10 protein-coding genes and 1 pseudogene are annotated in these 11,816 nt (G+C 64.2%); 6 read left to right on the plus strand and 5 right to left on the minus strand.

The window, feature by feature from the left end; all coding sequences use genetic code 11:
- Positions 1-74: 74 nt before the first annotated feature.
- The 4 genes and pseudogenes from H618_RS23475 to H618_RS0111635 form a co-directional block, all read right to left on the minus strand.
- Positions 75-839: a methyl-accepting chemotaxis protein gene (locus tag H618_RS23475; protein ID WP_425414186.1), complete on the minus strand. Its 765-nt coding sequence runs from the start codon at positions 837-839 to the stop codon at positions 75-77.
- 93 nt (positions 840-932) lie between these two features.
- Positions 933-1,949: pseudogene (locus tag H618_RS23480) on the minus strand (HAMP domain-containing protein); the annotation flags it as partial.
- Positions 1,950-2,180: 231 nt separating this feature from the next.
- Complete coding sequence (locus H618_RS0111630; RefSeq protein WP_028695236.1) at positions 2,181-3,653, minus strand: inorganic phosphate transporter; 1,473 nt, start codon at positions 3,651-3,653, stop codon at positions 2,181-2,183.
- A 307-nt stretch (positions 3,654-3,960) separates the two neighbouring features.
- Positions 3,961-4,161: a hypothetical protein gene (locus tag H618_RS0111635; RefSeq protein WP_028695237.1), complete on the minus strand. Its 201-nt coding sequence runs from the start codon at positions 4,159-4,161 to the stop codon at positions 3,961-3,963.
- A 628-nt stretch (positions 4,162-4,789) separates the two neighbouring features.
- Here H618_RS0111635 and pcaR point away from each other — a divergent pair.
- The 6 genes from pcaR (at position 4,790) to pcaD (ending at position 10,855) form a co-directional block, all read left to right on the plus strand.
- Positions 4,790-5,599, plus strand: a complete 810-nt coding sequence (pcaR, locus tag H618_RS0111640; RefSeq protein ID WP_028695238.1) for a pca regulon transcriptional regulator PcaR — start codon at positions 4,790-4,792, stop codon at positions 5,597-5,599.
- A 167-nt stretch (positions 5,600-5,766) separates the two neighbouring features.
- Entirely contained in the window at positions 5,767-6,627 is an 861-nt protein-coding gene (locus H618_RS0111645; RefSeq protein WP_028695239.1) for a CoA transferase subunit A, read from the plus strand.
- Positions 6,624-7,403 carry a CoA-transferase subunit beta gene (locus H618_RS0111650; protein WP_028695240.1) on the plus strand — a complete coding sequence of 260 codons (780 nt, stop codon included), beginning with the start codon at positions 6,624-6,626 and terminating at the stop codon, positions 7,401-7,403. Before H618_RS0111645 ends, H618_RS0111650 begins: the two co-directional genes overlap by 4 nt.
- Positions 7,400-8,611, plus strand: a complete 1,212-nt coding sequence (gene pcaF / locus H618_RS0111655; protein WP_211232360.1) for a 3-oxoadipyl-CoA thiolase — start codon at positions 7,400-7,402, stop codon at positions 8,609-8,611. The genes H618_RS0111650 and pcaF overlap by 4 nt, the downstream gene beginning before the upstream one ends.
- A gap of 121 nt (positions 8,612-8,732) precedes the next feature.
- Positions 8,733-10,022, plus strand: a complete 1,290-nt coding sequence (locus tag H618_RS0111660) for an MFS family transporter (protein WP_028695242.1) — start codon at positions 8,733-8,735, stop codon at positions 10,020-10,022.
- 38 nt (positions 10,023-10,060) lie between these two features.
- Positions 10,061-10,855 carry a 3-oxoadipate enol-lactonase gene (gene pcaD / locus H618_RS0111665; RefSeq protein ID WP_028695243.1) on the plus strand — a complete coding sequence of 265 codons (795 nt, stop codon included), beginning with the start codon at positions 10,061-10,063 and terminating at the stop codon, positions 10,853-10,855.
- Between the two features lie 13 nt (positions 10,856-10,868).
- Here pcaD and H618_RS0111670 read toward each other — a convergent pair whose 3' ends face one another.
- On the minus strand, positions 10,869-11,789 hold the full coding sequence (locus H618_RS0111670) for a LysR family transcriptional regulator (RefSeq protein WP_028695244.1): 921 nt from the start codon (positions 11,787-11,789) through the stop codon (positions 10,869-10,871).
- Positions 11,790-11,816 lie beyond the last annotated feature (27 nt).

Genomic DNA, 11,816 nt, shown 5'->3' on the forward strand with positions numbered 1-11,816 from the left:
TCAGGCAGACTGCGGCGCCGTGCGGCTTCGCCGGGTGCGCCGCCGCACAGCTCGACCTGGCAGGTGCGGGCCTGTCAGATACGGAACGTACCGACCAGATGCTTGAGGCGTCCGGCCTGTTGTTCGAGGTCCGAACAGGCGCGCAGGGTGGCTTGCAGGTTCTCTACGCCTTCCTGGTTGAGCAGGTTGATCTCGCTGATGTCGATGTTGATCGCCTCGACCACGGCGGTCTGTTCCTCGGTGGCGGTGGCCACCGACTGGTTCATGCCGTCGATTTCGCCGATGCGCTCGGTGACGCTGCCCAGGCGCTCGCCGGCCTGGTTGGCGATGTTGACGCTGTCCTGGCTGTGGCGCTGGCTCTGGTCCATGGTTTCGACCGAGGCACGTGCGCCGACCTGCAGCTCTTCGATCATGGTCTGCACCTGTTGCGCCGATTCCTGGGTGCGATGGGCCAGGTTGCGCACTTCATCGGCGACCACGGCGAAACCGCGTCCGGCCTCGCCGGCGCGGGCGGCTTCGATAGCGGCGTTGAGCGCCAGCAGGTTGGTCTGCTGCGAGATGCTGGTGATGACCTCAAGAATCTGGCCGATGTTCACGGTCTTGCCGTTGAGGGTCTCGATGTGGCCGCTGGAGGTGACGATCAGGTCCGACAGGCGGGTCATGGCCTGGATATTGCGCTCCACCACCTGCTGGCCTTCCTCGGCCAGCACCCGCGCCGAGCTTGCATGCTGCGAGGCCAGGGCGGCGTTGCCGGCAATTTCCTGGGCCGCCGCGCCGAGCTCATTGATTGCCGCTGCGACGCTGTTGGTGCGGTTGCTCTGTTCGTCGGAATTGCTCATCGAGGAGTTGGACGCGCTGATCACCCGCAGCGCAACTTCATTGACCTGCTGGGTTGCCGAGGCGACTTCGCGAATCGAGCCGTGAATACGCTCGACGAAGCGGTTGAAGGCGTTGCCCAGGATGCCGAATTCGTCATGGTGCTGCACATCCAGGCGCCGGGTCAGGTCACCTTCGCCTTCGGCGATGTTCTCCATGGCGCGGGTCATCACATGCAGCGGGCGCATCAGCACGCGAATCAGCAGTCCCAGCAAGGCGATGATGATCACCACCGCCACCAGCGTGGCGATCACCGCCGAGGTGCGCAGGGTGCTGAGCATGGCGAAGGCTTTGTCTTTGTCCACCGACAGGCCGATGTACCAGTTGGCCGTGGGCAGGCCGCTGATGGGGGTGAAGCTGAGCAGGCGGGTTTCGCCGTTGGCGCTGACTTCAGTGAGCTGGTTGGTCAGCTTCGGGGTGTTCTGCGGGAAGGCGTCGCTGAGCGATTTCATCACCAGCTCCTTGTCCGGATGGACGAGGATCTTGCCCTGGTCGCTGACCAGGAAGGCGTAGCCCATGCCGCCGAAGTTCAGCGAGTTGATGATCTTCACCAGACCGTCCAGGGCCAGGTCGCCACCCACCACACCGTCGCTGGCCGAGACCTTGCTGAGGATGCCGATGACCATCTGCTGGGTGGTCAGGTCGATGTAGGGCTCGGTGAGGATCGCGCCGCTGGCGGCCATGCCGTCCTTGTACCAGGGGCGAACCCGCGGGTCGTATCCGTCGGGCATCTTGGCATCGGGGCGCACGGTGAAGCGGCCGTCGGGCTGGCCCAGGTAGACGGTCAGAAAGCTCGAGGTCAGGGCTTGCTGACCCATCAGTTGCGCCGCTTCGCCAGGGTTCTGCGCGATGTTCTGCGCCAGGCTCTCGACCAGACGAATGCGCCCGTCGAACAGGCTGCGCACGTTAGTCGCGGTGGATTGGCCCATCTCGTTCAAGTAGCTCTGGAGGTTGGCACGCAGGGCGTTGCGTTGCAGGTAATCGTTGAACAGGGTGAACAGGGTGAAGGCAACGATCACGATCAATGAGGCAGCGATCAGGATCTTGTGGCTGAAACGAAGGCTCTTGCGCATGGCGTCCTCGGGTCCGCTTGGCTGTCTATCGGTTTGGCATCTGCCACACAGGGCACGCCAGACGCCACGCTGCGTGCTGCGCAGGGGCGGTCAGAGACAGGTATCGGCCGGCAGAGGCGCAAGCTTGAGCGGTTTCTTCGAGGGAAGGGAGTTGCGAAGGGCGGGGCGCTGGGCTGCGCCTTCAGGCCACTTCCAGGCGCGCGCTGGAGGTGGCCTGACATGCGAGCAGGCTTAGCCGATCGCCAGGGTCGCCAGCCAGAACAGGCCAGCGGCAAGGGCTACGGTGGCGGGCAGGGTCAGCACCCAGGCCAGCAGGATGGTCTTGATGGTGCCGCCTTGCAGGCCGCTCTTGTTGGCGACCATGGTGCCGGCAACGCCGGAAGACAGCACGTGGGTGGTCGACACCGGCAGGCTGAAGATGTTGGCCATGCCGATGGCGCAGGCTGCGGTGATCTGCGCCGACATGCCCTGGGCGTAGGTCATGCCTTGCTTGCCGATTTTCTCACCGACGGTCAGTACCACGCGGCGCCAGCCGACCATGGTGCCCAGGCCCAGAGCCAGGGCGACGGCAACGATCACCCAGAACGGCGCGTACTCGGTGGTAGCGGTGAGGTCCTTGCGCAGCTTGTCGAGGTCGGCACGTTCGCGGGCGTCGAGGCCTGGCAGTTTGCTGACCTTTTTCGCGGTGTCGTCCAGGCACAGCAGGTAACGACGCACTTCCACGCGCTTTTCGGCGCCCAGGTCGTGGTAGTCGGTCACCCCTTGCAGCGAGGTCTGCAGCGCACTGATGGTCGGCTCGGTCTGCTGCGGGTTGCAGCTGAACTGCTCGGGCAGGTCACCGGAGCGCGCCTTGCCCAGGGCCAGGTACTCGCCCAGGGTGGCTTCGTTGCGCTGGTAGAACTGGCTCAGGTGCAGGGTGGCGTCGCGGGTGCGCTCGATCTGGTAGGTGCTGCTGCCCAGGTCGAGCACGAACTGCGCCGGGACGATACCGATCAGCACCAGCATGATCAGGCCGATGCCTTTCTGACCATCGTTGGAGCCGTGCACGAAGCTTACGGCCATGGCCGAAACCACCAGCACCATGCGGTTCCAGAAGGGCGGGTGCTTCTTGTCGTCGAGCTTGCGCCGCTGATCCGGGGTCTTGTGCATCTTCGACAGCGGACGCCACCACTTCAGGCCCAGCAGCACCAGCGCGGCGACGATGAAGCCGGCCAGTGGCGAGAACACCAGCGACAGGCCGATGTCGATCGCTTTCTGCCAGTTAACCCCATCACCCAGCGGGATGTGGTTGATCAGCGCGTTGGCCAGGCCTACGCCGAGGATCGAGCCGATCAGCGTGTGCGAGCTGGAAGCGGGGATGCCGAAGTACCAGGTGCCCAGGTTCCAGGTGATGGCGGCGGCCAGCAACGAGAAGACCATCGCCAGACCGTGGCCGGTGTTGACGTTGATCAGCAGCTCGACAGGCAGCAGGTGGACGATGGCATAGGCCACGCCAACGCCTCCGAGCAGCACGCCAAGGAAGTTGAACACCCCGGAAAAGAACACGGCCAGGTGCGGCGGCATGGCTTTGGTGTAGATGACGGTAGCTACCGCGTTGGCGGTGTCATGAAAGCCATTGATGAACTCGAAGGCGAGCACAAAGGTCAGTGCGAGCACCAGGCTCACGGCTACCCAGGCGTCCAGTCCGCTGAATAAATCGATCATGAAAGGTTTTCTGGCGGTCGAAAGGGGGGCGGATTATGCCAGAAAACCATGACAATCGAAGCACCCGCTTGGACTCAAAAAGCCTGTGCGAAGTCACGCGGGCGGCTGCGGACTTCGACCCGGTTCCATTAGAACTACGCCGAGCTGCGCTGCAACGTATTGAAAACCTTTGAAATGATGGGAAAACCCGACCCTTGCGGTTTTTAAAACGCTTGTATGAAATTTGTATAAAAGCGTGTCTGCAGACCGGGTTTTGACGCAATCACAGGCTCATCCGAAGAGGTTTTTCAACTCGCGTTGACCTGCATCAGGGTTTGTCGCTACGCAGTTCCTTTTCCATCTTGTCCAGCTCTTCGGCGAAGGCCTGGTCATGAACAGTGGCGCGTTTGCGCCAGGGTTTGCGCTCGGGGTCAGGTTGCGCGGCATAGGTGGTGACTTCGCCACCGTAGACTCCGGTATAACGCTCGGCTTGGCGCTCAAGTTCAGCGCGAAGTTCTTCTTTGGTCACAGTCTTACCTGTCAGTTGTAAATGACGCCCTGCAGGCGAGCACCCGTGAGTGGGTGGCGCAGGGAGAGGTGTTGCGAAACCTTGCCAATACACTTGTGCAAGGCGCTCGTTCGGCTGGCTCGAGAACGACAGGCGCGCTACGCATCACTGCGCCTCAGGCCCGCTGGCCGGCAAACACTGGGCAGTGCCCGGCGATACACGCTAACGACGAACGAAGCTGATTATAACCATCGATTCATTGAAGACCAGTCCCCCAGACTTGGGCGCAGTGCTCTCGGCCGATGAAGTTGTAATCACATAAGTACGCGGTAACAGCGTGAATGAAACTTTCGAGTGGGCACGAAGATAGAAAGTTCGAGCAAGGGGCAGAAATGAAAACGGCCTCGCGCAAGAGCGAGGCCGCTGCCTTGAAGCTTCCACGGTGGGTACCTGACCAGTCTCTCCAAAGAAGCCACATGGGCACGAGAAAGGTATAAGCAATCGTGTCGCCGGTCAATTGCGATTATCGGTCGTTTGTCCGATAATCGCACAAAGCAGTGAAATTCAAGCACCGATTTTTTGAGGCCGCCCCGTGAGCGATGAAACCCCCGAAGCCGCTGCAACCCCCGCATCGCGCACTGGCGCGGCCATGGCCCCGCCTATCGTTGCGTCCCCAGCCAAGCGTATCCAGGCCTTCACCGGTGATCCGGATTTCATGACCTCTCTGGCGCGAGGCCTGGCGGTGATCCAAGCCTTCCAGGAACGCAAGCGCCACCTGACCATCGCGCAGATCAGCCACCGCACGGAAATCCCCCGCGCGGCGGTCAGGCGCTGCCTGCACACACTGATCAAGCTTGGCTATGCCACCACCAATGGCCGCACTTACTCGCTGCTGCCCAAGGTGCTGACCCTGGGGCACGCCTATCTGTCGTCGACGCCGCTGGCGGTGTCGGCACAGCCGTACCTGGACCGCATCAGCGAAGCGCTCCACGAGGCGGCCAACATGGCCACACTCGAAGGCGATGACATTCTCTATATCGCCCGCTCGGCGACGGTCGAACGACTGATTTCGGTCGACCTTTCGGTCGGCGGTCGACTGCCCGCCTATTGCACTTCCATGGGCCGCATCATGCTCGCTGCACTGGATGACGCCAGCCTGCACGAATACCTCGAGCGCGCCGACCTCAAGCCGCGCACCAGCCGTACCCTGCATGACGCCGATTCGCTGTTCGCCTGCATCCAGCAGGTCCGTGAGCAGGGCTGGTGCGTGGTCGATCAGGAGCTCGAGCAAGGTTTGCGCTCGATCGCCGTGCCGATCTACGACGCCTCCGGCCAGGTGCTGGCGGCGCTGAACGTCAGTACCCATGTCGGCCGCGTCAGTCGCAGCGAACTCGAACAGCGCTTCCTGCCGATCTTGCTGTCGACCAGCCAGGACCTGTGCCACCAACTGTTCGGTTGAGCGGCAGTGCAGCAGTGAGTGGGTCACTCACTTAGCGTTCGATAATCGCCCATATACGCGATTATCGGATTGTCCTGTCCGGGTCAGTCTCCTTACTCTCAAGCCATCGCACAGCGGCGTTGCCAGCGCGGCCCGCTGCCCCGACTCGTCCTGACCAGGAGTCTCCAATGGCTGCAATCCTTTCGCTGCGCGATGCCGTGCAGCAGTTCGTCCACGATGGCGACACCGTCGCCCTGGAAGGTTTCACGCACCTGATTCCGACCGCTGCCGGTCATGAAATCATTCGTCAGAACAAGCGCGACCTGACCTTGGTGCGCATGACCCCGGACCTGATCTACGACCAGTTGATCGGCGCCGGTTGCGCCAGGCGCCTGGTGTTCTCCTGGGGCGGCAACCCCGGCGTCGGCTCGTTGCACCGTCTGCGTGACGCCGTCGAGAAACAATGGCCGCACGCCATCGAGATCGAAGAACACAGCCACGCGGATCTTGCCAACGCCTACGTTGCCGGCGCTTCCGGCCTGCCGTTCGCGGTACTGCGTGCCTATGCCGGCTCCGACCTGCCCAAGGTCAACCCGCTTATCAAGAGCGTGACCTGCCCGTTCACCGGTGAAGTGCTGGCGGCGGTGCCGTCGGTGCGCCCGGACGTCACGGTGATTCACGCGCAGAAGGCCGACCGCAAGGGCAACGTGCTGCTGTGGGGCATTCTAGGCGTGCAGAAGGAGGCGGCCCTGGCAGCCAAGCGCTGCATCGTCACGGTCGAGGAAATCGTCGACGACCTCAATGCACCGATGAACGCCTGCGTGTTGCCCACCTGGGCGCTCAGTGCGGTGTGCCTGGTGCCTGGTGGTGCGCACCCGTCCTACGCCCACGGCTATTACGAGCGCGACAACCGCTTCTACCAGGCCTGGGACCCGATTGCCCGCAGCCGCGAGGCGTTCAGCGCCTGGGTCGACACGTATATTCGCGGCACCGCCGATTTCGACGCATTCAAGGCCAAGCTGGCCAGCACCGTGGAGGCCGCACAATGAGCTACTCGACCGCAGAAATGATGACCGTCGCCGCGGCCCGCCGCCTGCGCAATGGTGCAGTGTGCTTCGTCGGCATCGGCCTGCCTTCGAAGGCGGCCAACCTGGCGCGGCTGACCTCATCGCCGGATGTGGTGCTGATCTACGAGTCCGGCCCGATTGGCGCCAAGCCGAGCGTGCTGCCGCTGTCGATCGGCGACGGTGAACTGGCCGAGACCGCCGACACCGTGGTGCCGACCGGGGAAATCTTCCGCTACTGGCTGCAAGGCGGGCGAATTGACGTCGGTTTCCTCGGCGCCGCCCAGGTCGACCGCTTCGGCAACATCAACACCACCGTGGTGGGCGACTACCACGCGCCGCGCACGCGTCTGCCCGGTGCCGGCGGCGCTCCGGAAATTGCAGGTTCGGCCAAGCAAGTGCTGATCATCCTCAAGCAATCGCCGCGCGCTTTCGTGGAAAAACTCGACTTCATCACCTCGGTAGGCCATGGCGAAGGCGGCGACTCGCGCAAGCGCCTGGGACTGCCCGGGGCAGGGCCGGTGGGCATCATCACCGACCTGTGCATCATGGAGCCGGAAGCCGGCAGCAACGAATTTGTGGTGACCTCGATGCACCCCGGTGTCACCCGCGAGCAGATCGTCGCCGCCACCGGCTGGGCTGTGCGCTTCGCTGATGACCTGCAGCACACCGCTGCGCCCAGCGACACCGAGCTGTCGGCGCTGCGCGACCTTGAAGCCCGTACCGCCCAGGCCCATGGCCAGGCGCCAGGAGAAGCCTGATGCGTGACGTATTCATCTGCGATGCCGTGCGTACCCCCATTGGCCGTTTCGGCGGCGCCCTGGCTACGGTACGTGCCGACGACCTGGCGGCGGTTCCGCTCAAGGCGCTGATCGAGCGCAACCCCGGCGTGCAGTGGGCGCAGCTCGACGAGGTGTTCCTCGGCTGCGCCAACCAGGCCGGTGAAGACAACCGCAACGTCGCGCGCATGGCGCTGCTGCTGGCCGGCTTGCCGGAGACGGTGCCGGGGGTGACCCTCAATCGCCTGTGCGCCTCGGGGCTGGATGCCATTGGTACGGCGTTCCGGGCCATCGCCAGTGGCGAGATGGAGCTGGCGATCGCTGGCGGGGTCGAGTCGATGTCGCGTGCGCCATTCGTCATGGGCAAGGCTGAAAGTGGCTACTCGCGCAACATGAAACTGGAAGACACGACCATCGGCTGGCGCTTCGTCAATCCGCTGATGCAGCAGCAGTACGGCGTCGATGCCATGCCGCAAACCGCTGACAACGTCGCCGACGACTACCAGGTGTCGCGTGCCGATCAAGATGCCTTCGCCCTGCGCAGCCAACAGAGGGCCGCCGCGGCCCAGGCGGCGGGGTACTTCGCGCAAGAGATCGTCCCGGTGCGCATCGCCCTGCGCAAAGGCGAAACCCTGGTCGAGCACGACGAGCACCTGCGCCCTGATACCACGCTCGAAGCGCTGAGCCGGCTCAAGCCGGTCAACGGCGCGGACAAGACCGTCACCGCTGGCAACGCCTCGGGGGTCAACGACGGCGCTGCGGCGCTGATTCTGGCCTCGGCCGAAGCGGTGAAGCGCCATGGCCTGACGCCCCGCGCCCGCGTGCTGGGCATGGCCAGCGCGGCGGTGGCACCCCGGGTGATGGGCATCGGCCCGGTGCCTGCGGTGCGCAAGCTGACCGAACGGCTGGGCCTGGCGATGAGCGATTTCGACGTCATCGAGCTCAACGAGGCCTTCGCCAGCCAAGGGCTGGCCGTGTTGCGCGAGCTGGGCGTCGCCGACGACGCGCCGCAGGTCAACCCCAACGGCGGCGCCATTGCCCTGGGGCATCCGCTGGGCATGAGCGGCGCACGTCTGGTGTTGACCGCGCTGCATCAGCTGGAAAAGAGCGGCGGGCGCAAAGGATTGGCGACCATGTGCGTGGGCGTCGGCCAGGGGCTGGCGCTGGCGATCGAGCGGGTCGAGGGCTGAGGGTCTGACTCCAGGGGCTGGGGGCTGAGGCTCGCCAGCCCCATGCAAGCGGCTCCTGAGGAACGACTTTGTTACCGACTGTGTCTAGAGTTGACCGTGAATCCCTAGGAGCATCTGCGCCATGACCTCAACCTATTACACTGGCGAAGAGCGCAAGAAGCGCGTTTTCGCCATCGTCGGTGCCTCGTCAGGCAACCTGGTGGAGTGGTTCGACTTCTACGTCTACGCCTTCTGCGCCATCTACTTCGCCCCAGCCTTCTTCCCGTCGGATGACCCTACCGTGCAGTTGCTCAACACCGCCGGGGTATTCGCTGCGGGCTTTCTGATGCGCCCCATCGGTGGCTGGATCTTCGGCCGTCTGGCCGACCGCCACGGGCGCAAGAATTCGCTGATGATCTCGGTGCTGATGATGTGCGCCGGCTCGCTGATGATCGCCTGCCTGCCGACCTACGCCAGCATCGGCACCTGGGCGCCGGCGCTGCTGCTGTTGGCGCGGCTGATTCAGGGGCTGTCGGTGGGTGGTGAATATGGCACCACGGCCACGTACATGAGTGAGGTCGCGCTGCGCGGTCAGCGCGGCTTCTTCGCATCGTTCCAGTACGTCACGCTGATCGGCGGGCAATTGCTCGCGGTGTTGGTGGTGGTGATCCTGCAGCAGTTGCTGAGCGACGAAGAACTGCGTGCCTGGGGCTGGCGCATTCCGTTCGTGGTCGGCGCCGTGGCTGCGGTCATCTCGCTGATGCTGCGCCGTTCGCTGGAAGAAACCAGCAGCGCCGAAACCCGCCAGGACAAGGACGCCGGCTCCATTGGCGGGCTGTTCCGCAACCATGGCGCGGCGTTCATCACCGTGCTCGGCTACACCGCAGGTGGTTCGCTGATCTTCTACACCTTCACCACCTACATGCAGAAGTTTCTGGTCAACACCGCCGGCATGCCGGCCAAGAGCGCCAGCTACGTGATGACCGGCGCGCTGTTCCTGTTCATGCTCATGCAGCCGCTGTTCGGCATGCTCTCCGACCGCATCGGCCGGCGTAACTCGATGCTGCTGTTCGGCGCCCTGGGCACCTTGTTCACCGTGCCGTTGCTGATGGCACTGAAAACCGTGACCAGCCCGTTCCTGGCCTTCGTGCTGGTGACTGTGGCGCTGTGCATCGTCAGCCTCTACACCTCGATCAGCGGTCTGGTCAAAGCCGAGATGTTCCCGCCACAAGTGCGCGCGCTGGGCGTGGGCCTGGCCTACGCGGTGGCCAACGCCATGTTCGGCGGCTCGGCTGAATACGTGGCGTTGAACCTGAAGTCGATGGGTATCGAAAACAGCTTCTACTGGTACGTCACCGCGATGATGGCCGTGGCCTTCCTGTTCAGCCTGCGCCTGCCCAAGCAGGCGGCGTACCTGCATGACGATCACTGACACCTAACTTCAACCTGCTTAGCCTCAAGGAGACCACCGTGGCGCACGTGCAACTGGCCGATGGCGTACTGAACTACCAACTCGAAGGGCCTGCCCACGCCCCGGTGCTGGTGCTGTCCAACTCGTTGGGCACCGACCTGGGCATGTGGGATGAGCAAGTGTCGCTGTGGCGCGAGCACTTTCGCGTGCTGCGCTACGACACCCGTGGCCATGGCGGCTCGACGGTCAGCGAAGGTCCTTACAGCATCGAGCAGCTTGGTGGCGACGTGCTGGCTTTGCTCGATGCGCTGGAGATCGAACGCGCGCATTTCGTAGGGCTGTCGATGGGCGGCTTGATCGGCCAGTGGCTGGGCATCAACGCCGGGCAACGGCTGCACAGCCTGACCTTGTGCAACACCGCTGCGCAGATCGGCAGTGCCGAGGTGTGGAACAGCCGCATCGAGCTGGTGCTGGGTGGTGGTCAGCAGGCCATGGCCGAACTGCGCGATGCCTCGCTGGCACGCTGGTTCACCGCGGATTTCGTCGCCGACCATCCGCTGCAATGCCAGCGCATCACGCACATGCTCGCCAGCACCTCGGCCCAGGGTTACGCCGCCAACTGCGCGGCAGTGCGCGATGCGGATTTTCGTAGCCAACTGGGGCGCATCGAGGTGCCGACACTGATCGTCGCCGGCAGCGCTGACGTGGTGACCACCCCGGAACATGGGCGCTTCCTGCAAAGCCACATCACTGGGGCGCAGTTCGTCGAATACCCGGCGGCGCATCTGTCCAACGTCGAAATTGGCGAGCCTTTCAGCCGTCGTGTGCTGGTGTTCGTGCAAGACGCAGCCTAGTGCTGCGACGATTTCAGGCCAGCTCTGGCGCGGGTTGGGTGTCCAGTGCCAGTAGCGTGTCGATCAGCCTTCGCGCTGCCGGCGACAACCGATAGCCGCTGCGGCTGATCACCCCGCAGCGCACGCTGAGCAGGTCGAGTCGCGGCGGCAGGTTACGCCAGTGCAGGGTCACCAGCGTCCTGGCCGCCAGATCCTCTGCCAGCGCCTGTGCGCTGGCGCAGCCGATGGCGTCGCTGCTCAGCACCAGGCTGCGCACGACGCTGAAGTCCTCGCTTTGCACCTGCAGGCGCATGTCGCTGCGCCCGCTCAGATTGGCCAGATACTTGCGCACCCCAGGCGCCAGCCAATGGCTGACCAGCGGGTAGTCGAACAGCTCGTTGGTCGACAGGCTGTCCTTGCGTAGCAGTGGGTGTCCGGCGCGGCAGAAGAACGCGCCGGCGCGCGCCTGCATGGGCTGGGTGTGGAAATAGGGGTCGGCTTCGAAGGGGCGCAGGTCGTCGACGAAAAATTCGATCTGCTCGCGGCGCAAGGCCTCGCCCAGCCGCTCGGGCTGGTCGGTGAGCAGGCGGGTATGGATGCCTGGCCGCTCGCGCATCAACTGCGCCAGCGCCTGCGGGACCAGACTCACGGCCAAGGCCGGTCCGCAGCCGAACGCCAGCTCGCCAGCGTCCACGGCGCTCATCTGCAACACCTCGTTGCTCAGTTGTGCGGCGCCCTGCACCAGACGCCGCGCATGCTGCAGCACCACCAGGCCTTGGGCGGTGGGCGGCAAGGTCTTGTTGGCGCGGTCGATCAGTTGGCAGCCGAGGGTCTGTTCGAGGTTCTGGATAGCCCGGCTGAACGCCGGCTGGGTGATGCCCATGGCGTCGGCCGCGCGGACGAAGCTGCGGTAATCGGTCAGCGCGATGAAATAGCGCAGTTGGCGGAGGTCCATCTCGGGCTCAGCAGCAGGGCGGGGTAG

It is taken from the genome of Pseudomonas cremoricolorata DSM 17059 = NBRC 16634 (assembly GCF_000425745.1).
GTDB classification, from domain to species: domain Bacteria; phylum Pseudomonadota; class Gammaproteobacteria; order Pseudomonadales; family Pseudomonadaceae; genus Aquipseudomonas; species Aquipseudomonas cremoricolorata.

Bases quoted from the DNA above. Each gene is read 5' to 3' on its own strand.
- H618_RS23475 (WP_425414186.1), bottom strand. From the start codon at position 839: ATGAGCAATTCCGACGAACAGAGCAACCGCACCAACAGCGTCGCAGCG.
- H618_RS0111630 (WP_028695236.1), bottom strand. From the start codon at position 3,653: ATGATCGATTTATTCAGCGGACTGGACGCCTGGGTAGCCGTGAGCCTG.
- pcaR (WP_028695238.1), top strand. From the start codon at position 4,790: ATGGCCCCGCCTATCGTTGCGTCCCCAGCCAAGCGTATCCAGGCCTTC.
- H618_RS0111645 (WP_028695239.1), top strand. From the start codon at position 5,767: ATGGCTGCAATCCTTTCGCTGCGCGATGCCGTGCAGCAGTTCGTCCAC.
- H618_RS0111650 (WP_028695240.1), top strand. From the start codon at position 6,624: ATGAGCTACTCGACCGCAGAAATGATGACCGTCGCCGCGGCCCGCCGC.
- H618_RS0111660 (WP_028695242.1), top strand. From the start codon at position 8,733: ATGACCTCAACCTATTACACTGGCGAAGAGCGCAAGAAGCGCGTTTTC.
- H618_RS0111670 (WP_028695244.1), bottom strand. From the start codon at position 11,789: ATGGACCTCCGCCAACTGCGCTATTTCATCGCGCTGACCGATTACCGC.